The organism is Zeaxanthinibacter sp. PT1 (assembly GCF_028464225.1).
Lineage (GTDB): Bacteria > Bacteroidota > Bacteroidia > Flavobacteriales > Flavobacteriaceae > Zeaxanthinibacter.
Genome location: NZ_JAQPCN010000001.1, coordinates 185908 through 212490, shown reverse-complemented (window position 1 = coordinate 212490; position 26583 = coordinate 185908). Strand labels below are relative to the sequence as shown.

The 26583-nt window shown below is 43.5% G+C and carries 26 protein-coding genes; 2 read left to right on the top strand and 24 right to left on the bottom strand.

The window, feature by feature from the left end:
* Nucleotides 1-71 precede the first annotated feature (71 nt).
* The 17 genes from PP178_RS00950 to PP178_RS00875 form a co-directional block, all read right to left on the bottom strand.
* Nucleotides 72-1094: an endonuclease/exonuclease/phosphatase family protein gene (locus tag PP178_RS00950; protein ID WP_272592433.1), complete on the bottom strand. Its 1023-nt coding sequence runs from the start codon at nucleotides 1092-1094 to the stop codon at nucleotides 72-74.
* Nucleotides 1095-1196: 102 nt separating this feature from the next.
* Complete coding sequence (locus tag PP178_RS00945; RefSeq protein ID WP_272592432.1) at nucleotides 1197-2276, bottom strand: endonuclease/exonuclease/phosphatase family protein; 1080 nt, start codon at nucleotides 2274-2276, stop codon at nucleotides 1197-1199.
* 244 nt (nucleotides 2277-2520) lie between these two features.
* Complete coding sequence (locus PP178_RS00940; protein ID WP_272592431.1) at nucleotides 2521-2652, bottom strand: hypothetical protein; 132 nt, start codon at nucleotides 2650-2652, stop codon at nucleotides 2521-2523.
* Between the two features lie 18 nt (nucleotides 2653-2670).
* Nucleotides 2671-3222 (bottom strand): DUF1028 domain-containing protein, encoded by a 552-nt coding sequence (locus tag PP178_RS00935; RefSeq protein ID WP_272592430.1) that lies wholly within the window; start codon nucleotides 3220-3222, stop codon nucleotides 2671-2673.
* A 143-nt stretch (nucleotides 3223-3365) separates the two neighbouring features.
* A complete protein-coding gene (locus PP178_RS00930) occupies nucleotides 3366-3983 on the bottom strand; it encodes a MarC family protein (RefSeq protein ID WP_272592429.1) in 618 nt (205 codons plus the stop codon).
* A 1-nt stretch (nucleotide 3984) separates the two neighbouring features.
* Complete coding sequence (locus PP178_RS00925; RefSeq protein ID WP_272592428.1) at nucleotides 3985-4494, bottom strand: DUF3124 domain-containing protein; 510 nt, start codon at nucleotides 4492-4494, stop codon at nucleotides 3985-3987.
* Between the two features lie 172 nt (nucleotides 4495-4666).
* Complete coding sequence (rluF, locus tag PP178_RS00920; protein ID WP_272592427.1) at nucleotides 4667-5407, bottom strand: 23S rRNA pseudouridine(2604) synthase RluF; 741 nt, start codon at nucleotides 5405-5407, stop codon at nucleotides 4667-4669.
* A gap of 76 nt (nucleotides 5408-5483) precedes the next feature.
* The gene (locus PP178_RS00915) at nucleotides 5484-5756 is read right to left on the bottom strand and encodes a hypothetical protein (protein WP_272592426.1); all 273 of its coding nucleotides are present in this window, start codon (nucleotides 5754-5756) and stop codon (nucleotides 5484-5486) included.
* A gap of 291 nt (nucleotides 5757-6047) precedes the next feature.
* Nucleotides 6048-6617 (bottom strand): hypothetical protein, encoded by a 570-nt coding sequence (locus PP178_RS00910; RefSeq protein WP_272592425.1) that lies wholly within the window; start codon nucleotides 6615-6617, stop codon nucleotides 6048-6050.
* A 200-nt stretch (nucleotides 6618-6817) separates the two neighbouring features.
* On the bottom strand, nucleotides 6818-7186 hold the full coding sequence (locus PP178_RS00905; RefSeq protein WP_272592424.1) for a DUF1428 domain-containing protein: 369 nt from the start codon (nucleotides 7184-7186) through the stop codon (nucleotides 6818-6820).
* Nucleotides 7187-7403: 217 nt separating this feature from the next.
* Nucleotides 7404-8186 carry a TlpA family protein disulfide reductase gene (locus PP178_RS00900; protein ID WP_272592423.1) on the bottom strand — a complete coding sequence of 261 codons (783 nt, stop codon included), beginning with the start codon at nucleotides 8184-8186 and terminating at the stop codon, nucleotides 7404-7406.
* Nucleotides 8187-8385: 199 nt separating this feature from the next.
* On the bottom strand, nucleotides 8386-8850 hold the full coding sequence (locus PP178_RS00895) for a hypothetical protein (RefSeq protein WP_272592422.1): 465 nt from the start codon (nucleotides 8848-8850) through the stop codon (nucleotides 8386-8388).
* A gap of 467 nt (nucleotides 8851-9317) precedes the next feature.
* Nucleotides 9318-10262, bottom strand: a complete 945-nt coding sequence (locus PP178_RS00890) for a hypothetical protein (RefSeq protein ID WP_272592421.1) — start codon at nucleotides 10260-10262, stop codon at nucleotides 9318-9320.
* Between the two features lie 242 nt (nucleotides 10263-10504).
* Nucleotides 10505-10651 carry a VOC family protein gene (locus PP178_RS14725; RefSeq protein WP_336298521.1) on the bottom strand — a complete coding sequence of 49 codons (147 nt, stop codon included), beginning with the start codon at nucleotides 10649-10651 and terminating at the stop codon, nucleotides 10505-10507.
* A 117-nt stretch (nucleotides 10652-10768) separates the two neighbouring features.
* Complete coding sequence (locus PP178_RS00885; RefSeq protein ID WP_272592420.1) at nucleotides 10769-11773, bottom strand: zinc-binding dehydrogenase; 1005 nt, start codon at nucleotides 11771-11773, stop codon at nucleotides 10769-10771.
* A gap of 145 nt (nucleotides 11774-11918) precedes the next feature.
* A complete protein-coding gene (locus PP178_RS00880; RefSeq protein WP_272592419.1) occupies nucleotides 11919-13133 on the bottom strand; it encodes a cation:proton antiporter in 1215 nt (404 codons plus the stop codon).
* Between the two features lie 63 nt (nucleotides 13134-13196).
* Nucleotides 13197-14333 (bottom strand): DmpA family aminopeptidase, encoded by a 1137-nt coding sequence (locus PP178_RS00875; protein WP_272592418.1) that lies wholly within the window; start codon nucleotides 14331-14333, stop codon nucleotides 13197-13199.
* Between the two features lie 230 nt (nucleotides 14334-14563).
* On the opposite strand from PP178_RS00875, the gene PP178_RS00870 reads away from it, so the two are divergent.
* Nucleotides 14564-16129: an NAD(P)/FAD-dependent oxidoreductase gene (locus tag PP178_RS00870; protein WP_272592417.1), complete on the top strand. Its 1566-nt coding sequence runs from the start codon at nucleotides 14564-14566 to the stop codon at nucleotides 16127-16129.
* A gap of 58 nt (nucleotides 16130-16187) precedes the next feature.
* Here the strand turns inward: PP178_RS00870 and PP178_RS00865 are convergent, their stop codons facing one another.
* From PP178_RS00865 to PP178_RS00845, 6 genes are all read right to left on the bottom strand, one after another.
* Complete coding sequence (locus tag PP178_RS00865) at nucleotides 16188-16643, bottom strand: hypothetical protein (protein WP_272592416.1); 456 nt, start codon at nucleotides 16641-16643, stop codon at nucleotides 16188-16190.
* Between the two features lie 329 nt (nucleotides 16644-16972).
* On the bottom strand, nucleotides 16973-17518 hold the full coding sequence (locus tag PP178_RS00860) for a nuclear transport factor 2 family protein (RefSeq protein WP_272592415.1): 546 nt from the start codon (nucleotides 17516-17518) through the stop codon (nucleotides 16973-16975).
* A 222-nt stretch (nucleotides 17519-17740) separates the two neighbouring features.
* Nucleotides 17741-18703: a hypothetical protein gene (locus PP178_RS00855; RefSeq protein ID WP_272592414.1), complete on the bottom strand. Its 963-nt coding sequence runs from the start codon at nucleotides 18701-18703 to the stop codon at nucleotides 17741-17743.
* A 388-nt stretch (nucleotides 18704-19091) separates the two neighbouring features.
* On the bottom strand, nucleotides 19092-19415 hold the full coding sequence (locus PP178_RS14720; RefSeq protein ID WP_336298520.1) for a GNAT family N-acetyltransferase: 324 nt from the start codon (nucleotides 19413-19415) through the stop codon (nucleotides 19092-19094).
* A 12-nt stretch (nucleotides 19416-19427) separates the two neighbouring features.
* A complete protein-coding gene (locus PP178_RS14715; protein WP_336298509.1) occupies nucleotides 19428-19568 on the bottom strand; it encodes a hypothetical protein in 141 nt (46 codons plus the stop codon).
* 131 nt (nucleotides 19569-19699) lie between these two features.
* Nucleotides 19700-21379 carry a serine hydrolase domain-containing protein gene (locus tag PP178_RS00845; protein WP_272592413.1) on the bottom strand — a complete coding sequence of 560 codons (1680 nt, stop codon included), beginning with the start codon at nucleotides 21377-21379 and terminating at the stop codon, nucleotides 19700-19702.
* 198 nt (nucleotides 21380-21577) lie between these two features.
* Between PP178_RS00845 and PP178_RS00840 the strand changes: the two genes are divergently transcribed.
* The gene (locus tag PP178_RS00840; RefSeq protein WP_272592412.1) at nucleotides 21578-22912 is read left to right on the top strand and encodes an APC family permease; all 1335 of its coding nucleotides are present in this window, start codon (nucleotides 21578-21580) and stop codon (nucleotides 22910-22912) included.
* A gap of 268 nt (nucleotides 22913-23180) precedes the next feature.
* Here PP178_RS00840 and PP178_RS00835 read toward each other — a convergent pair whose 3' ends face one another.
* Nucleotides 23181-26090, bottom strand: coding sequence for a PA14 domain-containing protein (locus PP178_RS00835; protein WP_272592411.1), 2910 nt, complete (start codon nucleotides 26088-26090; stop codon nucleotides 23181-23183).
* Between the last annotated feature and the right edge of the window lie 493 nt (nucleotides 26091-26583).

The following is a 26583-nucleotide window of genomic DNA, read 5'->3' as shown; positions in this document are numbered from 1 at the left end:
GCCAAACTTGGATGTATTTTTCATGGAAAGCTCGTGATGCGCGCCTGAAACATGATTGGAGCTGGCCGGTTTCATTCTATGTGAAACTCTGCATATAACGGGAAATGATCCGAATGTATTCCCGGCAGGCGTTTAAAGCTGAGCACTTCTACAGGGCCTGTAACGAAAAAATGATCCAGCGGCCAGCGCATGAACCAGGATTCAGCACTGAAAGTGTTTAATAGGCCACGGCCTATCCTCACGTCTTTGAGATTTCCATTTTGCCCGAACATCCTGGAGGTATTGGACCATGCCACATCGTTAAAGTCCCCTGCTACTATACTGGGAAGCTCATTTTCAGAAACCATTTCTCCAACTCTTAACAGTTCTACCTCTTTTTCCTGTTCTTCTCCTTGCTCTCCTATATTCTCGGGATACTTGTCACTGGGAAATGGCGCCACCGGATGAACACCATGGAAGTTGAATTTATTGCCTGAGGGTAGGGTGACCTTGAGGTGGAAAGAAGGGACTTTAGAATGATTCAAAAACCTGGTTTCACTATCCGATATCGGAAATTTGGAATATAGAGACATCCCATAAGCATTATCGAAAGGGTGTTCCATGGTATAAGGATAATCCTGTTTTAGATATTTTAGTTCTTCTACCCACCACTTGTCAACCTCCATGGCGAGCACCATATCAGGGTTATTATTTCGTATGACCTCTTTGAATTTTCCCGATTTCTTATTGGTAATCAGCACATTTGCGATCAGGATTCCTACGGTCGACTCAGAATTTATTTCAGACCCATTCGCATCCGGAACTACTTTGTCGCCCAGCAGGTATGGCGAGATAAAACTGAAATGGATAAAGATGGCGGAAAGCAAACCGGCCGTTAAGATGAGGGACGGCAGCTTCCATTTTTTATTGATTAATGCGAAAGCCAATAGCAGAAAAATGCCCAGCAGAAACTGGTGTAACCTTGGAAAGTCCAGGATCTTTAAATACCACCTGGGGATGTCGTGTACCAGGGACGCCAGGCTGGTCAGAATTAAGAGGATACTTAAAACAATTATAACGTAATTCGATATTTTCCTGATTTTATCAGCATTCATATATTTAGTTTTAAATGTGACAATTCCGCTACTAAAGCGGGATGTCAATTTTTCCAAAATTATACCTTCTACTTAAGCCGCTAATAGTATCATAAGTTACTATTATTTGGACTGTGGCACATCCTCTTCAGATACACCTTGCTCTTCCATTAATTCTTCTGCTCTTTCATGGTCCTCGGTGTCATCTTCAAGACCTTGCTGCTGTTCCCCTTGTGCAGGACTGAAACTCAGAGCCGTATAAAGTGGAAAATGGTCAGAATCTATAGATGGCAGGCGCTCAATCTGTCTGAGTGTAAAATGATTACTGTGAAAAATATGATCTAGGGGCCATCGCAATAATCGGTAATGGGCATGAAAGGTATTGAACAGTCCGCGTCCGACCCGGGGATCCAGCAACCCGCTGATCTTCCTGAACAGTCGCGTGGTAGAAGACCAGGCGACATCATTCAGATCACCGGTTACGATCACCGGTTGATCACAGGTTGACACCATTTTAGCCACCATAATCAATTCGGCATCACGTTCGGCAGATTCTTCATTTTCCGTAGGGCTCGGAGGCGCGGGATGCAGAAGGTGTAATTGTACTTTTTGGCCATTACGTAGTTCGGCACAGGCATGCACCGACGGGATATCATCTTCTACCAAAAATGAGATTTTTGCGTCATGCAAGGGTAGCCTGGAGTAGACATGCATTCCATAGAGATTGTCCAGGGGACATTTAACACTGTGCGGCATGGCTTCCTCGAGTACCTCAAGTTGCTCCTCCCACCATTGGTCTGATTCGAGTGTCACCAATATATCCGGCTTGTATTTTTCAACCAGTTTTATAAGTGCACCTGAATTTTTGTTTGTGGTAAGTACATTGGAGGTAATAAAACTGATATTGGTTTCGGGTACTCCGACCTCATCATCTAACACTTCCTTTGGCCATAAGGGCGTGTATGGTAAAATCCACCATAATTGCCAGATGAGGCAGATTGCGGTTACCGCTATCAAAATCCAGAAGGTTGTTTTGTGTAACTCCGCGAAAAAGAACAGGAAGAACAACAAGACCACGGCAAGACATGTGATCTGCAGCCGCGGAAAATCCATACTCCTGATAATCCAATGCGGGTGTCGCGATAAGGGTAATACGGTAACCAATAAAATGAGGAGTGTACTACCGATAAAAATTACTTCCATTCCTGTGCCACAGATTTAATTTTGGGGAGGCCTTCTCCATGATTTCTTCAACTATTCTGAAGTTAATCATATAATTACTAATAAGTTGAGTTGAGGCCTTTTGAGCAAAAAATATATCTATACGGACAAATACCGCTGTCGTAACCCATTATTCGTGAACCGAGATTATTTTGCTTGGATTCTGAATGGCTCCCTTCTAAAAACAGTTGATAGAAGTAGATAAATTGTTACGGCCTAGAATGCATTAATTATCATCCTGCTGCCGGTAGCAGGCATCAAATTGTTCTGCCAATAAGCTGACGGCAGGTTTACCTCCCTTGGCAATCCCCTGCACGGCCAGTTTATGGATAGCCCCGTCCCCCGGTCCGTAGATCATCAGGAAAGCGGAGCGGGCCTACTGTGTACCACATCTCTTATCACCGCCGGCTTGCTCCCCGGCGCTTAAAGCGAGCATGAGTCGTTCTGCCAGGGACTTGTCCCCATGAGTATAAAAAGCTTCGAAGGCTTTTTCAACTACCTTTTTCCCGGGTAGAATATTGCCCATTACGGCGAAATCCATATCCACCTTTTCTCCATGCCAACCCCTAATCCCTGAACCGGAATAGACTATCGGCCGCAGCTCAGAGCTTAATTGGATAATACCATATTGCTGATTCTCCGGGTGAAATTTCTCGTCCATCATGGCATTCAAGATCTCTTGTTGGGTAGTTCCGACATTCATGAGTTCCGCTCCTTTCATCCTGGCAAAATAGTTACTGGCTGCCTGTACTACTATGGCACCTTTCCCCGGAACGATGGAGGCTATGCCGGAAACATCAAAAGTACAGGAAGCGCCGGCGATTCCTATTTCACCGGTATTACGGTCCACGGCAATGATAGACCTGGTGGCATAGCTGTAGGTAGAGGCCAGGAAAGTAATCAGAACGAAGAACAGGGCTTTTTTCAAAACAGTTGGTTTCATTGGTTATACTAAAAAGACTGTATTGATATGGGATGGTTACACCTGGCCGGGGTTGGTCATGAGCAGAAATATAATTTTAAGACCGCTGATAGAATCTTAAAATCCTGTAGCATGAAGTAATAGTTACACTAATTCAATACCACGAAAAAGTCTTTAAGGCCGCTTAATATACTCTGTACGGCATATGCGGCGAGGATAAGTCCCATGACTTTACTGATCACGGTGATCCCGTACTCACCGATCCGTTTTTGCACCACGCTTGCGGCAAGCAGTATAGACATGGTCAGGGCCACCACGACCAGGACCAGGCCGGTAGTTATAGCCTGCTGTTCAATGGAATACAGTTTATTGTCTGTCAATAGTACTACGGCCATAATAGCACCGGGAGATGCGATAGAGGGTATGGCCACTGGGAAAATGGTAATGTGCTTATAATCGTGGATGAGGTGTTTTTCTGATTCGGGTTTCCCTTCGCCAAAGATCATGGTGAGTGCAAAAAGGAAGAGGATGACCCCCCCGGAGATCTGGAAGGCATCCAGGGTGACGTCCATACCTTCCATGATGATCTGGCCTACGACGATAAAAAATAAGAGGATGAGGAAAGCGACCAAAGAAGCCCGAATCGCGACCTTTCGTTTGTGCTTCATGTCCAGCTGCTTGGTGGCCTCCAGGAATACCGGGACGGATCCCAGCGGGTCGATCACAGCGATAAGGAAGAAGATTTTGGTCAGGACCTCTGTTACCATATTATTCTATACTAATTCCTTTAGTAGTAAATGACAGTCCCTGTGAGCCGGAGGTAGAGATCATCACCCCTTCAAAATAGGGCTCGTGTACCCCGGCTGGTACTGTCCAGTCAAATAGGAAGTTGGCACCGGTGCCCCCTTCCTGGTCTCTTTCTTCTATGACAATTTCTACTGTTTCCAGGGGTAGAATAAAAATGGTTTTGTCAAAATAGGTGCGGATGAGGTTGCCATGGGTATCAAAGTACTCGGCCTTTTCTACGTATATGGTATCGGTTTTGTTGATGTTCCTCATACTCACGGTGGCGGTAAGGTCATGGGTACGGTGTTCGGTCTGGCTGTAGATCTGCGAATAGACAGAAAGATAACTGGAACCGTTTTTCAGGGAATCGCCGGGTATGGAATGTGCGGTCCGCTTTTCCAAATTGACCGGGTCGTTGGAGGTCACTTTTACTTCCTCGTTACAGGAAAGTGCCAGGAGAGTGAGAATTAAAATTATAGACGTGTGCTTCATGGTGTCACCTATTATTCAAAAGACAAAGGAGCCGGTGTGATCAGCATCACCAATTCCAAAAAAGCAGCTGTTACTGCAGGTTAGGATTCTTAATTACCAAGTGAATTTACAGAATTTGGTGGGGATTGCAGGACATGGGTCCCTATTAAATTCAGTTTAGTAAGCAAGTTTACTATTGAGAATCATCGTAGGTTTTGGAGGAATCGGCCAAAAGTCCCTGAATCTCCCTGAGTTCCCCCTTGCTTAAATGCCGCCATTTTCCCATGGGCACATCCAGGTTGATATTCATGATACGGTAACGCTCTAATTCAACCACTTTATTACCCAAATGTTCGCACATACGCCGGATCTGCCGGTTCAGCCCCTGGGTCAGGATGATCCGGAAGCGAAAGCGATCCAGTTGTTCCACAACGCACTTCTTGGTAACGGTTCCCAGGATCGGTACCCCGTTTCCCATTTTATGAATAAAGGATTTGGTGATAGGGTGCTTTACTGTGACCAGGTACTCCTTTTCGTGGTTATTCCTGGCCCGGAGAATCTTATTTACAATATCCCCGTCGCTGGTTAAAAGGATCAATCCCTGGCTGTCTTTATCCAGCCTCCCGATAGGGAAAATACGTTCAGGGTAATTAATATAATCAATGATATTATTTTTCTCCCTGCGGGTATCCGTGGTACACACAATGCCACGGGGTTTATTAAAAGCGAGGTAGACCTGCTTGGTCTCTTTGCCGGTAATAAGCTTCCCGTTTAAGCGGATCTCGTCCCCGGGGGCTACCTTACTCCCCATTTCAGCAGGTAGCCCATTGATGGTCACCTGTCCCTTTGCGATCAGCTTATCCGCCTCTCGCCGGGAACAATAACCAACTTCACTGAAATATTTATTGATGCGTACTAAATTCTGATCATTCATAGGTGTACTATGCTGTTTCTTAATCCAGGCAGTAAGTGCTACGGTATAGCGCTCACCGTATTTCCCAAGTGCAAATCTAAAACTTTTTAAACGCTTTGTTGCCCGGAAATGCATAGAGCAGGAATCCTCCAAAGATCATAGCGAGTAAGCCGCTGACCCGGCCATAGGGTTGAATCTCGGGGATCAGTGAGGAAATAAAATGTTGAAAATTGTCCTGGCCTGCGAAAAGCAGGAAGATGGCTGCCAGGATGAAAATGAAACCAAAAATTTTAAATATGAGCGGGGACCTGGACTGTTTCGCCACGATTAAAAAAAGGATACCGAAGACTACCCGAATTACTATCGCCATACTATAAAGCCATGTGTTTTCCTTTTGATTGGATATCCAGTCAATAATAAAATCCGGATCGATGAGCAATGATAAACCGGCAAGGAGCATGACAATTCCGAATAACCTGACGAGCAAAACCATATATGTTGTCTTTAATATTGTGAATGCCTTCTCTTGCCGAGAAGTAATTTGTTGTAAATCAGCAGCTAAGTTCCGTATATAGATAAATATAAGGTTTTTTATTGGCCGGATGGGATAGCTAGGAAATAGGTCTTTTTAAGGGAAATGTGGATAAAGGCAGAATAATTATCACAACTGTAGCTCAGGGTTCAGAAACTCGTAATCCACTTCTCCGATACTTACAGTTATGACGTCATCATTTACCTTTTCCAGAATATCATACTGGTTCATTAAATTAAGTTCTCTGATAAAAAGTATCCTTTGCTGCGACTTGTTATGGGCACTGTATCCTAATTTTCCTTTTTTAAAAGCCCCGTTTTTACTGGAAACTACTTTGATAGGGACATTATTAATTGGTTGAGTTGAAGAATTGCTTAAAGCGATCAGCACAACTAACACGTTCTTATATGAACCATAATCCTTCCAATACCCGGGCATGATATTTACATTAGAGGATGCGCCGTATTTGAGATTGTAAAAATCACCCTGTAATTCATTGAAAGATCCATCCCTGTTATAGAACAGATAGGGCAGGAGAGTGAAATAATTTCTTTTGTATTCAGGATTGATCGCCGCAATTCCACGCTGATTTAGCTGGGCAGTCGGTATTTCCGGTAGATGAGCAGGTCGGATCACATTAGATTTACTGGAGCAAGACACAAGTCCTATGAGGGAAATTAGCATACATAAGCTTCTCATGGGTGACTTTTTAATTATAGGTGATCGGTATACAACGCTGTGACTATATCATCACAGAATCAGCATTGGGAATAAATATAGAGAAAATATACCATAATATAGATGTAGCCCTTTAGGCAGATATCAGTGCACTGGAAATTATGAAAACTTTCAGCAGGGGAGGATTGAAGAATGCAACAGCCTTATGTGACTGCTGGAAATTATACCAAGGGCTGGAATCCTCCGAAGACCATTCGCCCGGCATCAAAGATCTTTCTTTCACCCTGTGTAAGTGGGGCTACCAGCTCGGTCATCCTAGGGTCTTCCACTACGAGTTTATTGATCTTGTCGCGATCTTCACGAGATTGGAATACGGTCCATCCGAATATTACAGCCTCATCTGCTTTTGCTTTTAACAGCTCCGGGAAGGTGGGCAATCCTTCAATATCCAGGTCTTCCCCCACATATTCAAAGTAGGCCAGGGCACCGTGTTCTTTCCAGATTGTTGCGACTTTTTCAGCCACACCCTGGTATTCCTCAAGGTGTTCCCTGGGTATGGGCAGGACAAATCCGTCTATATAATGCTTCATAGTTAGAATTTAGAACTTAAAATAAGCTGCTTGTGCAAACGGGAAATTCTTCATAACCACCTTTGCTGTTTGATGCTGAAATTCACTTTAAGTTACGTATTTCCAGTCAGATAAGTGTAGTTGTCCGGCGTTTCCTATCTATGATATTTCGTGGATTTACTCTTTGTTCAGGGCAGATGCATGGGGAGTATCAGTTCTACTGAGCACTCTTAGCGTATTATTCTGCCAGTAATTCCTGTATTGCTACAGCAATTTTATCCAGTGATTCTTCCGAAAATCCTCCGGATATGTAACGGATTACCCCGTTTTTGTCGATCAGGAAGTTCTTGGGGATAGAGCCGGCAGCATATTGATTCCATATCTCAGAATGGGTATCAAAACCGACATTGAAATCAACCCCGTATTTTTTCATGCTTGCCATTTTATCGGCAACTGTCTTTTCTTTCTGGCCTATAGCGATAGGGATAAATACAAAATCCTCACCGGCATTAGGGCCGAGTATCTTATCCGGCATTGCAATAAATTCTTTCAGGCAGGGCCCACACCATGTCGCCCAGAAATTCAATAAGACCACTTTCCCTCTATGATCTGTAAGTTTGAACTCCGTACCATCGATCATCTTAGCTTTAAAATTTATTGCTTTATCTCCCCGGACTAAGAAGAATTCTCCTTCAGTATCTTTTTTGATCTTGTGACTTTTCCGAGATATCCGCTGCTGCTCTGCCATCTCTACCTCATTTCTCAGCTCAATTACGGTAATGAATTCTTTATCCCCGATCTTATCTCCGTGCAGCTGGTATAACGCATCCCTTTGCTCCTGGGTGACTCCTTTATGCATGCCTTTTAACTGACCATCTTTTGCCAGGGCTTCAACTTCTGCCATGGTCACCAGTTGATCATTAATGACAATTACTTCTTTTAGTTTCTCGATGTTGCCTTGGGCCATTAGCGAAGCAGCAGCACACAACATGATTGCCGAAAACATTATTCTAATTTTCATCCACAGTTATTATTAACCGGCTTTCCTTGGCCGGTATGATAAGATTAACTCCCCCAATGCCATCAGTCAGCCAATAGGGGTGTTCAAAATATGGAATTAAATATAGAGTAAATTTTCATAAGGAAGAATAATGGTTTTAAAGCTTTAACCAGGCATTAACAATAGGTGAGGTGCCAATTGTATTTGAATGGATTTAATATTAGTCATTCATTCCTGAGCCGTATTCGGAGAAATAGATCCTGCTACCTTCCCTGTTTTCAAAATATTCAGGTCTTTCAGAGCTTACACGGACAAACGTACCTTCGGCACTTACTCCGTAACCGAAGCCACATTCATGGTTCGCAACGCTGACATCGATGGTGTTTCCCTTAAGTCGGAATTGCAACCGGCAATCCATGTAATCGTCCCGGATCTCCAGCCAACCTCCCTCGCTATCCCATAAAATTCTTTCAAAGAGGCCACCGGAATTGTAACTGGGTGCTCCCCGCTGCAGGCTCATATAAACCAGGGCGGTGGAATCGGAATCTTTGTAAAGCAGAAGTTCGCCGCTTTTCTTACCATTAGGGAAATAGCGGACATAAGTACCATCGGCTCCGGGGGTCGTTGACAGGGGTTTGCAACTGAATACTATGGTGAGAATAAGAAATACGAATATCCTGGACATAAGTGATCTTTTTATTAAATAAGAATCGTTTTATGCCTGGAATTATTTTAAGGATCCGTGATTATTTTATCAGTGCCACAGCTAAACGGAATGACTTATGAAAGCAACCGGCAAGAGGGTATTGGAAGTTATTCAGTGTTCTATTTTGTTCAGCACCCCGTAATTCTCCTTTGGATTCAGATTCTTAAATTCGAAGAAATGGATCTCTATCTGCTCCTTTCCAACATCAGGTAACCGTCATAGTCCGTCTCCCCGATCGGTTAAATCCTAATCGCCGTATATTAGAATCCCTGGTTATACATTTATCCCGCATGGGTAATTTGGGGTGGATATCTGTAAGCTTGTTAGAGTGTATTTAATTTTTCAATCCTGGTAGGCAAAGTCGAATCCTGGCCTGCTTAAAGAAAGAGATAGAAAATTTATTTGAGTTTAATAGTGGTACGGGCCATACTCCTTGTTCTGCAACTTTAATTCTTTGAATACAAGTATGCTCCTGCTGCATTGCCCATCATTTCATGGTCATGACCTACATCGGGAACAATAACGAGTTTCCAGTTAAATTCATAACCCAGTTCCTTTGCTTTTTCCTCAGCAGTCTTAAAAAAGTATTTTCCCCTGGACAGCCGGTGCAATCCTTGTTGGTCAGCTGTTTCCGAACGCAGAAAAGTACCCCCGGTCTCATTCTCGTTATCCATTTCTCCCAGGAAGATTACTACCTTCTTTTTAAACGCCATTTTTAAAGAATCACTGCTGAGAGGTGTATCTTTTATTCCGAAGGGGAGAGGGGTTTCAAAACTGGGCAAGGTGTAAAAACTGGCATTGGCAGGTATAATGATATTAGCCTTTGATTTCGAATGAAATAATCCAAACCTGTGCAGGATATGACCTCCTGCAGAATGACCCCATATGTCGTAAGAGGTTTGTTCCGAACCTAATTCCTTTGAAACCAGTTCAAATATCCTGTCAAAGTCATTAAAGATCCATTCACCGGAGTTGGTATTGACATCAAAACTGAATTGCTCTTCGTCCAGTTGTGCAATATTGGTATCTTCCACGTATTCAATGCTCTTCTGAATGTCTGCATTTATAAGTAGACCGGCAAGATGATAGTCTTCAAAACCATAAGCCTTCTCTGGGTACATGGGGGATAGAATAAGCACACTGTATTTCTCTGATTCCTCTATCCAGGCGTCCCTGTAACTGTCTGCATTTCTCCCGGCTCCCGGGATGACGAGCAGGAATTTAGAATCCTTATTAAAATTTTTAGGCTTATGGTAAAATATCTTTATGCCTTTATCCTTGTTCCCAACTCCACCTTCTATCAGGAATACCCCAGAACCGATCCGGATGTTTATTTCATTCAGTGTTAATTCCACATCTGCGGTCAGACTGCTTTTTAATACAAGCGCCATGTTGCAATGGGGACAGGTCCCGGCTTCTGAGAAGGATAGGCTGTCACACTGCATCTCGCAAGGAGGACAGACATAATCCATTTTCTGATCTTTACAGGAAACCGTCAACATCATTATAAAGAGAAGCTGAATACAAATTTTCGAAATGGTATATAAATGGGGTTGCTGTTTAGTGCCGGTAATCATGTTTTTACTTTAGAAAAATGCGGTTGTATGCTTGGGTTAATGAATGCTGTTTTTTATTACGTCCATGGATTGTAGGAACCAAAATTCCACAGGTATCCTTCCGGATCCTGGCAACTGTATCCGCGACCGCCGTAGTCTTCGTCTTTAATATCCAATACTATGCTTGCCCCTGCTGCAACAGCCCTGTTATAATGCTCATCGATATTTTCAACAATGATATACGGGCTCTGGGTCGCACGGGTGGAGAACTTCGGGCACTAGGCCGGCAACTATTTCAATAGCTTCGCCAGCTGTCCCTATGATATAAATTTAGTAAAACTTCAGAATTGCTTCATATTCATAATGATTTTACCGAATTGATCTGCTGATTCCATTTTTTTAAATGCCAAATTGATGTCTTTGGCTGGATAAACCGAGTCTATTACCGGCTTTATTTTCTCTGTTGTGACCAATTTAAGCATGCTCTCAAATTCGTCCTTATTTCCCATTGTAGTACCGTGAATCGAAAGTTGTTTCCAGAAAATTGTCTTTGGGTTTAGATCGGTTATCTGTCCTGCTGTTCTGCCGAATAATGCAATTCGTCCACCTGGATTAGCTAATTCCGTTAAGCGGGCAAAATCTCTCCCGGCAGCCCCATCCACAATGACATCGAAACCTCCGGCCATTTCTCTCAATTCCGAACTCCAGTTTTTATCCCTGTAGATTACTCCACCTTTGGCTCCCAGATGGATCGCTTTAGATATTTTAGTGGCATCCCCGGAGGTAATATAGACATCAGCACCGGAGGCGACGGCAAATTTTAAAGCAAATAGGGCAACTCCGCCGCCAATACCCGTAATTAGGACCTTGTTATTACTTTCAAATTGTCCCCTGCTGAACAGTGCCCGGTATCCCGTTAATCCTGCCAGGGGTAAGGCAGCTGATTCTTCAAAAGAAAGGTGCCCGGGTTTAAGTCCTACATACGTATGGTCAATACAGATATATTCAGCAAAAGTCCCCTGGCTGGGGAAACCCAGTATCTCGTAATTCTGTCCATGCACCTTATTATCAGCACCCCAGTTGATCGAAGGATTAATCACAACTTCGTCACCGGTTTTGAGGTTTTTTACAGATGAACCCACCTTTTCGATAACTCCTGACCCGTCAGATCCCAGGATGATATCCGAATTACTCTTCAGGTTTTTTTCCTGCAGGGTCCACAGCTCATGGTGATTAATAGATGCAGCTTTTATCTTAATCCGTACTTGTGTAGGCGAGAGTAGGGGAAGATCCACATCCTTTACGCTAAGACTATAGGTTTCCTGATTAAGAACAAGAGCTTTCATAAGGTGATGGCATCTATCTGTTCATGCGGGTAGTCTGGCCGGACAGTACCGGTCAGTCTGAATCATAGTTCTATTAAATATAGGAATTATTCACCAAGCCAATTATTCCCTGATCATGGTTTCTGAGCATAATTAAATGTGGGGATCACAAAATTTTCCGCTTTACATAGAAGCCTACAATCCGGTGTACAACAGCGGATATCAGTACCAGGAAAGCCACGGTGTTCCAGAGCAGGTCTTCCTGGGGGAAGGTAGTTTCATGAAGGGCAAAGGCCAGGTAAAAGAATGATCCTATTCCCTTAATCCCGAGAAAGGCTACGGCCCATCTATGTTTCCAGGGCATATCGGTTGATAGCGTCGGAAAAATTCCAAAGAAAGGGCGGATGATAAAGATAAAGACCAGGCATAGGCCAATTATTGGAAAGGTCAGGGCCTGGAACCAATGATGAGCAATGTAACCACCAAGTAATAACAAGATTATGGTGATCATAAATTGTTCGACCTGCTCCACCACATCGTGCATTTCGTTATTAAAAGTATTTTGTTTCTCGTGATGGCGGATGGTAAGCGCTGCGACAAACACGGATATAAACCCATAGACCTCTGCAGCTTCGGAAACCCCATATATTAAAAAGGTAGCCGATACAGCCACAAACCCCAGGCGTTTGGGGGCAATGTTGAGTTTATCGGGTAAGATAAACAGAAGCCAGGCAATCATCCTCCCGAATCCATAACCGAATAGGAGTCCGCCCAGGATGCGGTAGACCAAATCTTTTAACAGCCATGTACTCAACCAATCGTCATAATTAAAACCGTACATGGCCACCCAGATGGCACACCAGGTAAAGGGGAACGCCATACCGTCATTAAGACCGGCTTCACTGGTGAGATTAAATTGCACGGGGTGTTCCTCATCTGCGTCTTCTTCTACTTCTACCTGCACATCGCTGGCCAGCACAGGGTCTGTAGGGGCGAATACGGCTCCAAGTAACAGTGCCGAAGCAGGCACTAACCCAAACCACCACCCCAGCATGGCCGTTGCAGCAATACACCCTATCATGGTGACCAGGACCAAGAGCAAAGGAACCCGGTAAGCGCTGAAGGAAAAATCGCGATTGATCTTTAAGCCTGCACCCATTAAACTGATGATCACAGCGATTTCTGTGAGCTTCAATATCTCTTTCTCGTATTTTATAGGATCGGGATCCGGCAGGTTGATAGGAAGTGAAAAAATAAGCATCCCGAGAAGGATAGCAACTATGGGCACATTCAGGATCTGTATCTGTTCAAATCGCTTAAGCCATGGCAGGAAAAGGCCAAACAGACCAACAATAATGTACATCCATATATAAGTTTCCATATATTTTCCGAATTATGAATTGGCGTTAACTTCCTGCTTAAACTCCATGTTCAATGAAATTATTTAATGATCGGTAACAATTTTATTGTATTTCTTCATTGTTCGAATAATTTCATCAATGGGTAGTGATTTTATTTCATGGCCATCTCTTCCTACCATGGTTTCCGCGGCAAACAATGAATTCAAAATAGCCTCTTCTGTTGCTTCTATCGTTGCTAAAAATAAAGGAGACATAGCATCATTTCTCAACTCCTTTTTCGTGTTAAACATTGAATCGCCCGAATTCGGAATCAAATTTTCTTTAGCGGCTGACAAAGCAATTACATAATCTCCGCTTCCATTAGATGCAATACCTCCTGTTTTTGCTAATCCCATCATTGCTCTTTTGGCCAGTCTTTCTAGATTCCTTGAATTGAGTGGAGCATCTGTAATAACAACCATCATGCAAGAACCATCTACATCATATAGTCCTTTATGCTTAGAGGGGTTTAATTCTTTATCGATAGGAACACCATTAATTTCGAAGACTCCTCCAAAATTAGTCTGAACAAGAATGCCAATGGTATATCCCCCGTCCGCTTTTGGAAGGACTCGCGAAGCTGTTCCAATCCCACCTTTATATCCAAAACAAATTGTTCCTGTCCCTGCACCAACGTTACCTTCCTCAACCGGGCCTTCTTTGGCATTCTGTATAGCCTTCAGCACATCTTCCTGTGTAACGTGCCTTCCCCTGATTTCATTTAACCAACCGTCATTTGTTTCTCCAACAATAGGATTTACAGAGTATACATTTTCATTCTGGTTTAAGGTATATGTTATTAAGGCATCAGAGGCTACGGGTACACTCAATGTATTGGTAAGGATGACTGGAGTTTCAATATTCCCTAATTCTTTAACTTGACTATATCCTGCTAATTTTCCATAACCATTACCGATATAAACTGCCGCAGGAACTTTAAAATCAAATATATTTCCCGGATGCGGTAATATAGCGGTAACACCTGTTCTGATACTATCGCCAATTATTAGTGTAGTATGTCCAACTCGTACACCTTCAATATCTGTAATGGCATTATTCTGACCGGTTTTAAGAACACCAATTTCAATACCATAATCTCTTGCCCTTTTTTGTTGAGCGTAGGAATCTATCGAAATTGACATAAAAAATACTAATACTAGCCTGAGTGTTATCCTTATCATCTTTTTATTTACTGATCATAACAGTTATGGTTAAGTGGGAGAAAGGGCGAAGATTTGTCCGCTTAACCTTTTTTCTAAATTACACTTTTTCAATAATACCCGCTATTGGGTCTCACCGATGTTTGGTTCGTTATTTTTTGTACCCCTCCCGGGTATAGCTCGGCTGATCAAACTGTTTAATTTTATGATGGGATGTGCGCGATCCCCGCTTCTTGTTTACTTTTACACCGATGAGTACACTAGTGCAAATTTCTGTATTACCGGAAGAACAAGAAGATGAAGCCAAACTGCTTGAGATAGCGCTCAGGAAATTAAAAATTCCGGATAGCAGGGTCCGCGAATGGAGAATCCGGAAAAGATCCATAGATGCCAGGAGGGCACCCGTACTTATCAACCTGCAGGTCGAGATCTGGCAGGGTGATGAGGAGCGGAGAGAAATCGCTTCCTTTATACCCAAGGCAGTTGCTGATGCCCGGCAAATAGCGATCATTGGGATGGGCCCGGCCGGAATGTATGCGGCCTTACGCGCCCTGGAAGGAGGTATTAAACCCATCATTTTTGAAAGAGGGAAAGATGTTCGTTCGCGGAGAAGGGATCTGGCGATGATCAGCAAGGAGCAGACCGTTAACCCCGAATCCAATTATTGCTTTGGCGAGGGTGGGGCAGGCACATATTCTGACGGGAAATTGTATACCCGCTCTAAAAAAAGAGGCAACGTGGCCAAGGCTATGGAGTGGCTGGTGCATTTTGGCGCAGATGCCAATATCCTGGTCGATACCCATCCGCATATTGGCACCAACAAACTTCCAAAGATCATCGGTGCCATGCGGGAGGCTATCCTGGATGCCGGGGGAGAGGTGCATTTTGACTCTAAGCTCACCGATATCAGGGTAGAAAATGGGCAGATAAAGGCCATCCGGATCAATGATGATTCCTGGTTAGCCTTTGATGATGTGGTTTTGGCCACCGGCCATTCTGCCAGGGATATCTACTATCTTTTGCACGCAAAGAACATAGAGATCCAGGCTAAAGCCTTCGCGATAGGAGTGCGCATAGAACACCAGCAGCAACTGATCGATAAGATCCAGTACCATGGTGATGACCAAAACCCCTACCTGCCACCTGCTTCTTACAGTTTAGTAGAACAGGTTGACGGGATGGGAGTCTATTCTTTTTGTATGTGCCCCGGCGGAGTAATTGCACCCTGTGCCACGGCAGAAGGGGAGGTGGTGACCAACGGCTGGAGTCCCAGCAAGCGGAATAACCCCTATTCCAATTCCGGGATCGTGGTCAGCGTGGAGCCCAGAGATCTTCCGAATTACACTGCAGATGATCCTTTTGTTTGCCTTAATTTCCAGAAGGCCGTGGAAAAGGCCTGTTGGGAGGCTGCAGGTCGATCGCAACGCGTGCCGGCACAGCGGATGATAGATTTTATTGAAGAGCGGGTATCTGCAGACTTTCCCAAAACCTCTTATCATCCGGGGATCGTGAGTGTGGACCTGAATACGGTCCTGCCTCCAATGCTCACAAAAAGACTTAAGAAGGCCTTTATCGCCTTTGGAAAGAAGATGAAGGGGTATTGCACCAACGAAGCAGTAATCCATGCTCCTGAATCAAGGACGTCTTCTACTGTCCTTATTCCCCGTGATACCACTAGCTTGTCCCACCCGGAGGTTCAGGGGCTGTACCCCTGCGGAGAAGGCGCCGGCTATGCGGGCGGCATTATGTCTGCGGCCATCGACGGCATAAATTGTGTGGACGCCATTTTGAAAAAATACAGTGAGAAAGAATCCTAGGTGAGGACCATCCCCCGGTAACCTGTCTATAATGCAAGTCGGGATAAGTTATAGCGAGCTACTCCTTCATTTCTACCCGGATCAGTCGTATTGGTTTTGTATCACTTAAATTTTCCACGGAATGTGGTGCTTCGGGCTCTTTGTACATGGTCATCGGGAAGACCAGGGGTTCCGGTATCTCCCGGGAATCCATGATCACATTACCCTCGGCATCACGGTCTATAAAATCTCCGGCCTCCATGATATAGAGCACGCTTGGCCAGCGGTGATGATGTACGGCTTCCAGCTCGTTTGGTGCAAGCGTCACCTCCAGTACCCTTACCTTGTCATTTTCCAGTAAGATTTTATGATTATTGGGGGCAGAGACTACGGCGTCCTGCTCTGCAGGCCAATCTGCAGGGTTCCCTGTCTTATACAAAAGTTTTTGGTCATCAATGGTTTGGGAGGAAAGCGGAACGCTGAACAGGGTGATTATACAGAGTGCTACAAGCAGAATTTTGTCAGTTGATTTCATGATCGGTCAGTGTTGGTTATGCCAGGCTGTTTTCGGTGTTCTCGCCAATTATAATCATTAATGAATTCTGTATATAATTAACTGGAAAATAAATAATTAACTCAACTAAAGTTAATGAATTCCCGATTAGGGACAGCTTATATTCATTAATATTCTCTTCGATTCTTCCATTTATATACTACTTTGTTCGAATGGTACCAATCCGCTGAATCGGTCAGCATTTTATCTATTTTACTCCTGTTAACCCGAATCCATTGGCAAAAAAACATTGATCTTCCTGCTATCAACTTGTTTCACATATCACGAATCCCGGGCAACGATTGAATATTTTATTCATCTGCATGGGTGCTGATAACATACTTTTGTTTCCATCCTTCCTTAGTTGCTTCCCATAATGTAACAAGCCTGCTCGGTGGGGAACCCTCCGGATACTTTTTATCAAAAAATTGCTGGTATCCTACTTGTAACGCCCCAAAATCAGGTATTTCATATACCTCTGTATATCCTTTATAGGTAGACCCACGCTGAGGTCTTCGGTTTTTAAAAAAACTTTCCCAATCTTTCATATGCTCTTCTTTGGACATGATGAAGGCCCCGCCACTGTCGTGATAAAATTCATGATCATCACTGGTCAGCTCTTCAATTATTTTTAAATCTCCTTCATTCCATGCCAGCCAGAAAATGCTGTCAAGTTTAGTGATGGTATCAAATAGTGCTTGATTGGAAGGAGTGTAAACAGGTGCCCTATTCTCGCTTTTACGAGTGTCTGTAACGATAGGTGCATCGGAATGTTTCTGCTTATTACAGGAAATCATCAAAATGGCTGCGATAACCATTCCACTAATAGTCGATTTTAAAATTAAGTTCTTCGCCATGTTTATACTTTTTATATTTAATAATCAGCACTATTTTGGTCAAATGAAGTGCATCGAACAGGGCTTTTACCCTGAAGAGCAGTCTTTTTATGTATATGGGGGAGTTTTGGCTAACAAAATATCCCAGATGAGGAGCAAGGCTTTACATTGGTAATATTCAATACGGGCATACTAGGAATGGTACGTCTGGGCTTGGGAGATTGTCCATGTGGTAACTATTGCTTAATAAACCTTAAAAGTCTTATACATTTTTCGTTCAAGAGCATTGGGAATTTCCGAGATTAAAACATAGGTGCCTTTTGTAAGCTGAGTTTTAAAATACCCTGTTTCACCCGCTTCCAGATCTTCCACACCACCTAAAAATGTCAAGCCTTCCGGAATTGGAGTTCTAAAAGCCTTGATATTAGTTGTGTTCAACCAGTTCGCCAGGGTATCCAATTTAGACATAGCGTCAAGTTTCACTAGATTCACATCATGGCCTAGAAGTGATTCGTATCGCGTTTGATCCTTAAAATGAACAGCTAAGCGATAATCACCTGCTTTAACAGAGTCCTGGAATATAATTCCTTTCACACCGGAAATATTTACTCTGTAATCATAATCGGGCTCCTTATTACTATTTTTTTCTTCACTCACCACAACTTCTTTTAACATTCCGTAAAATGCATGAGGCATACCATTTGGCATCCTGACATAGCATTCCATGACATAGGTGCCCGGATGCATGTAAATTGTAGTTTCTGCTATACTTTTTGGAGAGATTAAACCTACACCGCCACCCATGTCTACTTCATTCCACCAGGCTGGAACCTTTTCAAATTCTCTCATAGCCTTTTCAATCTCAGCATTTAATAAATGGGTAAATGCTGCTTTAATAGGAGGGACCAATTCATTGTTGTAATTGTCGATAGTTATCCCATCCGGCATTTTTTCGAAAATGAAGAAATGAGTTTCGGAAGATTTATTATTGTACTTGAAAGTTGTCCACCCAGATTTTAGTCGAGCCGGTATTTGAAAATCCATTTCATTGGTTACCACTTCAATGGAGTTTTCAACATTATTGATTTGAGTAGTAGTCTTTTCCTGATCCTGCCCAGCCTTCTTATCATCTTTACAGCTTAACAGAGGAATTAGAAAAAGAGATACTAACAGGAAGGATCTTTTAAAACTGACAATCGTTTGCATAATTTTAGAGTTTGATTGGTTCTATATGCTGACTTAAACAAGACTTATAGATGAATATCTAATCCTTATCCTCTTGCAGGTTTAGCATTAATATTAAGTGTTTCCATTGGGTGATTAATGTCATAGATCTTTTGCGAAACAGCTGCAAATTTGCTGCCATGTGAGCCCATATGGTTCGGCTAACCAGGCATAATAAAGGGGGGAGGTAAAGTTAGGCCGTACTGCGATTAAACTTTAATAAATATAGTAATTATTCTCTAACAGAGCGAGTTAGCGGTTGTGATCCGTACCGATTGGCAGACGGCCTGCCGCAGAAAAGCCAGACCAAGTCTTCTCTAGTGGTACATAGTGGGGGTATAGCTGATTATAAATGTCTCGGAATTTACACTTAAACCATTATAACATAAACATCAACACTGATCAGTTCTCCATTTTTCATCTCGCAGTTTTTTAATGTTTTTTCAAGTTGAAAATCGAGTTTAGACAATGCTTTCTTACAGTTAGTATTTTCAGTTTCTACAAATCCTTCAATGCGGTTTAGTTTCAGTTGCTTAAACCCGTAATCAGAGATCAATGGAAATGCCTCTTTCATAATTCCCTTTCCCCAGAATTCCGGGAGCAGCCAAAGCCCGATTTCCGCTTTCTTTGCTATTAGGTCAATGTCATTCAGGCCTCCTGCGCCGTAAAACGTTTGCTGGTCAGGAGAGCAAATCGCCCACCAGAGTTATTTCTTATCCGCAAACCAGATCATTTGTTCTTTCGTGGCTTCTATATTATCAAAACTGATTCCATAATACCTGGTAACCTCGGGGTTTGAAAGCCCTGTAAAAATGTTTTCAATATCTGAAGCTATTATTTCACGCATTAGGAACCGGTCAGTTCGTAATGTTGGAAAAGGATTATCCATTTTTTTATTGTTCAATAGTCAGACAGGCTTCTGGCAGCTGGGGATACCAGCCCGTTGCATAAGGGTATAGCCGCTCTAGCTTCTATGGCTTACATCCTTTTAAAGGATATGTTTTTCGCTCTACTACTGGACACTTTAAATCCAGTAATAGCTCCGGTCTCATTACGCTCAAAATTGATAGCTCTGAAAGAGCCTTTGTTCCCTATAAAATAATCCTGCATAATGGCCTTTAATCTAAAATTTCCCAGTCGTGGATGTTTAGCTACCAGTTGATCCTCATCCGTGAAAAAGGAATAATAGGTATCCAATTCTTCTGAATAATATCTTCCGGTAAACCCGGATAAGCTGGTGGCATTATAGTCAGCCGGCTCATATTTTTGAAACGCTATACTATAGCCATCATCAAACATTAAAATCATTTCATGTGCATTGAAAGTGATAGAAATGTATTCGTCGATAAGCATTTCAAATTCATTTTCGCCAACGGCTTGTAAAGCTGTTTTACTACCATCTTTCCTGAGATAGTAGAGCGAGTCATTCACCACTTTGATATGCCTGGAATACCTGTCTTTTTGATTCCAGTAATATCCTTCAAATTTCTCAAGTCTGGAGGTACTTAGCGCTAAAGGGGTTTTACGCTGAACATGATTAGTTGCAGCTGTCTCCTTTATTTGGAAATGATCCTTTAAGGTGATTTCGGTAAGCTGCTGTACCATCCGCCCACCATTAATGGCCGAGTTATTGGAAAGAATTAGGATACTGCTGTTCTCATTCGGAAACCTGCCTACAAAGGCCTGGTAACTCGCATCTACACCACTATGTGATATTCTCTTAATTCCTTTATAAGTATCGATAAACTGTCCCAAGCCATACCCGGTGTTTTCACCATTTTTTAGTTTACCCATGGTATTCATTTTTTGAAAAATGGTTGAGTGTCCAACTGTTGGCTTACTAAAGTTAATTACCCATTTACTTAGATCTTCGACCGTGGTAGACAGGTTTGTAGCCCCTACACTGATATTGTTAAACAGATCTTCGTAATAGGTGCCCTCTTTTTGATAGTAAGAATTGGCGCTGTTCGGTATAACTAAGCCATATGCATCAATGAAAGCGCTATTATGCATCTGTAGTGGCGAAAAAATTCTTTTTTCCGTGAATTTTGCAAAAGACATTCCTGAAACCCTTGCTACAATTTCTGCCAATAAGGTATAACCGGAATTGCTGTACATGAATTCCGCACCTGGGCTAAAGTTTAAAGCCCGTTGATTGTATATTAACTGTAGCACTTGCTCATTGGTAATATTATCGTCTAAACGCCACCCGGCAAGCCTCAATAGATTCCACTGGTCTCTTAGACCGCTTGTGTGAAGCAGGAGAGTACGAAGGGTTAATCCGGGATTCTCAATCTTCATTTCAGGGAGATATTTCTGTACATTATCATCCAATGATAATTTACCCTCATGCTCCAGTAATAATATAGCAAAGGCGGTAAACTGTTTTGATACCGAAGCTACATGGAAAGAGGTGTTATGGGTAATCGGGATGTTGTGCTCCAGGTTAGCCAGGCCATATTGTTTTTGAAAAACCAATGAATCTCCGTGTACAATTCCGATAGAAACTCCAGGTTCGTTTTCATATTTTTCATACAGTGAGTCGATTTGTTTTTCTACCCGAACTTGATCGAAAAATGCCTGGTTAGATTGTTGAGAAAATGTACTTGACGGAATAATCAGGAATGCCCAAATCAGGGCCAGTACTGCTAATTTCATTTGGAGATTTAAATGGAGAAGTAAATGTATCTATTTTTTACCGAATGGGAATTTTCTTCAAAAAAGACCTACAAGGAGTAGCGATTGTTGTGGACAATATAAGCGAAATCCTTTTTATGTGGCTACATTTTAGTTTTTCCTGCAACAGTATTTAAAGTGTAATAGCCTGATATCCAAATATTATAGCTAATCTTACAGATGGCTGCAAAAGAAAATTCTGGATTAAAACGACAATTGGGAGCCGGATCACTCGCCATCAACGCCATGAATTTGACCATCGGGACAGGGATCTTTATCCTGCCTGCTTATGTAGCAGGTTATTTGGGGGCCATGGGTTTTCTTGCCTATCTATTTTGTTCCCTTTTAATAGGATTGATCATGTTGTGTTTTGCAGAAATGGGTAGCACCAAAACGAGCAGTGGGGGAGCTTACACCATGATCAAGGACGCTTTTGGTCCTTTGGCCGGATTCTTATCCAATACTTTGTTATGGCTAGGTTATGGAATTCTTTCCGATGCGGCTGTGATCAATGTAATGTCCAATATGCTCGGTCTATGGTTCCCGTCATTTTACGAGTTTTGGTTTCGATCCTTATTTATTTTTGCAGTTATCGCAGTATTTGCCCTGGTAAATATACTTGGGTTGAAGTCGGGTATCAGGATGGTAATCATATTGACTATCCTTAAACTTACTCCCCTGGTCCTGCTTGTGGTAATTGGTATATTCAGCCTGCAGGCTGAAAACCTGATGATCACCGCCCTCCCGGATCTCACAACTTTTGGAGCTGCTTGCTTATTACTCTTTTTTGCATTTCAAGGATCAGAATCGGCCTTGAATATCAGTGGAGAAATGAAAAATCCCGGGAAAACAATTCCCAGGGGTATTTTCATTGGCATTGCAGGGATACTGGTCATTTACCTGTTAATACAATTTGTGGCTACAGGAGTCTTAGGGACAGAACTGGCCCTGTTCCAGGAAGCCCCGCTTGCCGAGGTTGCTATACGCCTCGTGGGTCCTGTGGGAGGGATCATTTTAATTGCAGCTGGGGTAATTTCAATGTACGCAGTAGTAGGCGGGGATATCCTGGTTACCTCCAGGTTACCCTTTGTAGCCTCGGAAAATGGATTACTGCCAAAGATGCTGAGCAGGGTCCACCCAAAATATAAGTCGCCCTATATATCCATAATTTTATTCTGTAGTTTATTGTTTATAATGTCTATAAGTGGTGGCTTCAAAACCCTGGCCATCCTGGCCAGTTCTGCCGTTCTTATCATATATCTTGGCGTAGTATTGGCCATGTTTAAGCGTAGGCTGAAGCCCAATTTGGCAAATCCGCCAATGTTCATAGTGCCCGGTGGACTATTAGTTCCTATTCTTTCTTTGATTGTACTGGTATGGATTCTTTCTTATGTACCCTTCACTGAGTATGTGGCCATTGGTATTTTCTTTATAGTAGCCACCTTATACTATTATGGGTACGCGTGGTGGAAGAAAACAAACAGGGCAAAGGTTGATCTTCTGATGAAAAAATAAGGTATAACGCCCTTAGCAGGAATTAAAGGATGCCGCTGACAGTTTGTGTATAGTGTTATAGCCTGCTATTCACTGTGTAATAACGCATAAGAAAACCATCAAGGAAGAACCTTTAACGAATTCTTTTAATCGCTTTCTTGTCGGTTCTACCCATGCTTTAAAAATATTCCTTTTTTCAAGCAGGTAAATTATGGTCCAGGATATTAAAACAATTATTGTGATATATATGCTCGTCATTTTTCGAGTTTATCGCCAACGTCCACGATTTCTACCTGGGAATATGGTTAAGCGTGTACCAGCTTTCGCGGTTCCAGAGTGGCTGGCCCTCCCCGTTCTTAAATCGGTCCGATAATTTGAAATAGACCACATGTCCTGCCTTCATCTCCGGTAAGCTAACTTCCAGGGTTTTGTGATCATCTCCCAGGACCACATTGGCGGCTTTAAGGGTTTCATGGTCCAGCTTGGGACCACCGTAGTCCGCGGTGGGTTCATACCTCCATTGTTCCATATGCAGGTCTCCTGTTGTTATCTCAGTTCCCTTTGCCAAAGGCTCGGTCAGTTCAATACGGAAACCTCCGGCCCGGGCACTGACAGAGAGGATCTCGAAAGTGCTTTTTTCATTATATACCAGCCGCTGCAATCCATACCAGTAAGTACCGTAATGGTTCCAGTTCCCCGAGGAACCAACTCCTCCTGCCATAAGAGAGCCATCCGGTGCCCATTGGAGACGGTTCACCCCGGCTTCCATCCCCTGGGTGAAACGGAATAATGCACCCTGTAACTGGCCATTCACCTCTTCTACGTAAATCCTCTTAATACCCCCGTTCGTCACTTCTCCTACCAGTAACTGATCCTTGTAGGGTCCAAGGTCTATTCCGATAGGGGTACTGGGAGAATTGCCGATCTCGTCCTGGGGCATCCAGACCACCGGTAATTGTTCCGTTTTTTCCAGGCTGGCTTCCGGATCTACGGAGCGGGAGCCATAGAAGGCATCTTGTTGCAGGTGTACCACCTTACTGGCCGGCAACCAGTCACCCTGGTTATCTGAAATGAAGATCTGTTCCTCTAAGCCCAGGCCAATGCCGTTGGGGGTGCGCAGCCCGCTGGCTACAAATTGCACATCCCCGGTTTTGGGGTCTATGCGGATCGCTTTCCCGCGGTCGGGGATCTGGGGGCTGGCACTGGCACCACCGGGTTGTATGGCGGTGGCAAGCGTGGCGTAAAACGCCTTGTCTTTATACACGAGTCCAAAAGCGAATTCATGGAAATTTCCCGAAACCTTCCATTGGTTACTTACCGTTCTGTATTCATCGATAATGCCGTCCTGGTCATGGTCCAGAAGTTGGGTCAATTCCTGCTTCTGCAATACGTAGATGTCCCCGTCTACCACTTTCAGACCTAAAGGTTCTGCAAGGCCATAGGCGATCTTCTTCACTTTGATGGAAGAAGGGTCCTGGCTTTGCCAATTTCTAATGGCGTACACCGCCCCATCCGGATCCCAGGTGCAGACCACCATGGTGCCGTCTTCCAGGAAATCGATACCACCTACTTTGGGCTTAAAATCATCTGGTCGGGCCTGGTGCAGATCAAAGGACGGATGCACCCCTTTCAGGCTTGGAGACGGTGCCGATTCCATGGATGCCAGTCGCTCCGGGGATTTTTCATTGGTTGGAACAGCATTATTTTCATGGGAGATCATAGTTTCATCCAGCAGCGAATAGGCTTCTTTTTCGGTATCGAATACTTGTAGAGAAATCATGGCACCTCCCTCACCCTGGCCGTACACGACCTGTATGGGGTGCTTACCTTCATTCAGATGTACTTCCCCGTCCTTGATCCGGCTGCCATGGCTGCCGCTATTGTCGATGACCTGCTTCCCGTCTATAAACAGGTAAGAGCCATCGTCGCTGATAAGTCGGAATGCATAACTGCCGGCCTTTTCAATATTCAGCAATCCGTCGTAAACAATAGCGAAGTGATCAGAAGCAACTTCAAAATCTGCTTTTTCATTGGTGTGAATAGCAGGGGCGATCCGGCTGAGGTCGGCTTGTTCCGCATCCCTGAACGTCAGAATGTCCTGCTCATCCGGGTTGGAATATATTTTGGCCAAAAAACCTTTTCCGGTATTGCCCGTGGACGGCCTTAAAAATTTCACGGACTCATGACCCAAAGTGTACTTGGAGACAGCCGTTTCAAGAGTATCGTCAATATTTAAAATATATTCTGCAATCTGGTAGGCCTGTTCTTCTGAAAATTGCTCGTGTGGGGTCATCATTGCCTCTCCCCAGGATCCTTTACCCCCATGGATGATCTTATCTGCCAGGAGTTTCTTGTTCTCCTCGTTATCGTGATACCTTTTGGCTATGGCCATGTAGGAGGGTCCGACTGTTTTTACCAGTTCATTGTGGCAGGCCCTGCAATCACTGGCCTCAACCAGGCTCTTAGCCGCATTGGCGGAGCTTTTAACATCGCTGTTGCCGTCGTTTGCAATCGGCGTGGCTTTTGCGTGATCCATGGTGAAGGTCAGGGTGGTGTTCTCCCGGATCGCTATTTGTTTTTCAGGAGCTTCCATCATCGCTGAAGGAGTGTCCGTCAATTCGCTGTCTTCAAGATGTATGGCATCATGCTCAAAGGCATCGCTGGCAAGAAATAGTTGATAATCTGTATCATTACTAACCTCAAAACGACGTTCCAGGGCAGCCTTTCCGTCCTTTTTTACAAATTCCGGACTTTCCATTACCTGTATGCTATCCTGGGCTGGAGTGATGAGCAGGGTACTTAGGTACAGCCGTCCATTTTTGAACTGATGTCCCTTATACCGGATGACTGGTTGCACGGCTTCCTGCTCGTTTCTAAGGATCCATCGGTCCCGGGTATTCTCGTAGAACTGTATCCCGGTGGTAGTAGGCTGTGGCCCGTGCATTTCATCGTACACGGCGCCGGAGAAGTTGACATCGCCATCCCAGGCTTTATGCAGCAAACCATCCTGTGTACTATAAGCCACCCAAAGGTCCTCGTGCAATGCTGCCGTAAGGATACGGGGTTGAGTGTCCAGTACTGAGCGAAAAACCCAATGTTCCCTGGGTCTCTCCGGCTGATCTTCCTGCTTACAGCCTATGGCCAGTACAAGCAGTGAGGTAGCATATAATATAGCTGTGATCTTCGATTTTAAGGTCATGGTTGGTGTAAAATGGTTAGAAGTATATGAATTACAAACATCGGAAAATCCGGCATAAATTGTAGATGTTTTGGCAGTAAGAATAATGATCGATAGAATTTAGCAGGGGAGCTATTTTTATAATCATACTTCCTTGTTGCTTCCCAAGGGTGGTGATTTACATGATCCTTCCACCGAAAAGCTGACAAGGAGGCGTCAGCAAGGGATTCTTGTTCAAAAAACGAAATGCCAGGATATTTGAAAACAACGGGCTTTCGCCAAGTGCTCGACGCTTAATTTGTTCTTTGAATATAACGTAATAATTCCTGAAGGGATAGGAGGGAAGCCTGCTTTCACGAATCAGTTCGGGCGGAGGGTATTTCCAGGTTCTGCAGATTTATTGTCAATTATTTCTAATATTCCTTTTATAAAAGCTGCATGAGGCGCAAATCCTGCAAAAAAATAATAACTCATTTGAATGCGATAGAATTTACGATCAACTTGTTGCTGGCCA

What these genes read in the sequence shown, in the direction of transcription:
- PP178_RS00950 (WP_272592433.1), bottom strand. Translation starts at nt 1,094, where the DNA reads ATGAATGCTGATAAAATCAGGAAAATATCGAATTACGTTATAATTGTT.
- PP178_RS00945 (WP_272592432.1), bottom strand. Translation starts at nt 2,276, where the DNA reads ATGGAAGTAATTTTTATCGGTAGTACACTCCTCATTTTATTGGTTACC.
- PP178_RS00940 (WP_272592431.1), bottom strand. Translation starts at nt 2,652, where the DNA reads ATGATCTACGGACCGGGGGACGGGGCTATCCATAAACTGGCCGTGCAG.
- PP178_RS00930 (WP_272592429.1), bottom strand. Translation starts at nt 3,983, where the DNA reads ATGGTAACAGAGGTCCTGACCAAAATCTTCTTCCTTATCGCTGTGATC.
- PP178_RS00925 (WP_272592428.1), bottom strand. Translation starts at nt 4,494, where the DNA reads ATGAAGCACACGTCTATAATTTTAATTCTCACTCTCCTGGCACTTTCC.
- rluF (WP_272592427.1), bottom strand. Translation starts at nt 5,407, where the DNA reads ATGAATGATCAGAATTTAGTACGCATCAATAAATATTTCAGTGAAGTT.
- PP178_RS00915 (WP_272592426.1), bottom strand. Translation starts at nt 5,756, where the DNA reads ATGGCGATAGTAATTCGGGTAGTCTTCGGTATCCTTTTTTTAATCGTG.
- PP178_RS00910 (WP_272592425.1), bottom strand. Translation starts at nt 6,617, where the DNA reads ATGAGAAGCTTATGTATGCTAATTTCCCTCATAGGACTTGTGTCTTGC.
- PP178_RS00905 (WP_272592424.1), bottom strand. Translation starts at nt 7,186, where the DNA reads ATGAAGCATTATATAGACGGATTTGTCCTGCCCATACCCAGGGAACAC.
- PP178_RS00900 (WP_272592423.1), bottom strand. Translation starts at nt 8,186, where the DNA reads ATGAAAATTAGAATAATGTTTTCGGCAATCATGTTGTGTGCTGCTGCT.
- PP178_RS00895 (WP_272592422.1), bottom strand. Translation starts at nt 8,850, where the DNA reads ATGTCCAGGATATTCGTATTTCTTATTCTCACCATAGTATTCAGTTGC.
- PP178_RS00890 (WP_272592421.1), bottom strand. Translation starts at nt 10,262, where the DNA reads ATGGCGCTTGTATTAAAAAGCAGTCTGACCGCAGATGTGGAATTAACA.
- PP178_RS00885 (WP_272592420.1), bottom strand. Translation starts at nt 11,773, where the DNA reads ATGAAAGCTCTTGTTCTTAATCAGGAAACCTATAGTCTTAGCGTAAAG.
- PP178_RS00880 (WP_272592419.1), bottom strand. Translation starts at nt 13,133, where the DNA reads ATGGAAACTTATATATGGATGTACATTATTGTTGGTCTGTTTGGCCTT.
- PP178_RS00875 (WP_272592418.1), bottom strand. Translation starts at nt 14,333, where the DNA reads ATGATAAGGATAACACTCAGGCTAGTATTAGTATTTTTTATGTCAATT.
- PP178_RS00870 (WP_272592417.1), top strand. Translation starts at nt 14,564, where the DNA reads ATGAGTACACTAGTGCAAATTTCTGTATTACCGGAAGAACAAGAAGAT.
- PP178_RS00865 (WP_272592416.1), bottom strand. Translation starts at nt 16,643, where the DNA reads ATGAAATCAACTGACAAAATTCTGCTTGTAGCACTCTGTATAATCACC.
- PP178_RS00860 (WP_272592415.1), bottom strand. Translation starts at nt 17,518, where the DNA reads ATGGCGAAGAACTTAATTTTAAAATCGACTATTAGTGGAATGGTTATC.
- PP178_RS00855 (WP_272592414.1), bottom strand. Translation starts at nt 18,703, where the DNA reads ATGCAAACGATTGTCAGTTTTAAAAGATCCTTCCTGTTAGTATCTCTT.
- PP178_RS14715 (WP_336298509.1), bottom strand. Translation starts at nt 19,568, where the DNA reads ATGCGTGAAATAATAGCTTCAGATATTGAAAACATTTTTACAGGGCTT.
- PP178_RS00845 (WP_272592413.1), bottom strand. Translation starts at nt 21,379, where the DNA reads ATGAAATTAGCAGTACTGGCCCTGATTTGGGCATTCCTGATTATTCCG.
- PP178_RS00840 (WP_272592412.1), top strand. Translation starts at nt 21,578, where the DNA reads ATGGCTGCAAAAGAAAATTCTGGATTAAAACGACAATTGGGAGCCGGA.
- PP178_RS00835 (WP_272592411.1), bottom strand. Translation starts at nt 26,090, where the DNA reads ATGACCTTAAAATCGAAGATCACAGCTATATTATATGCTACCTCACTG.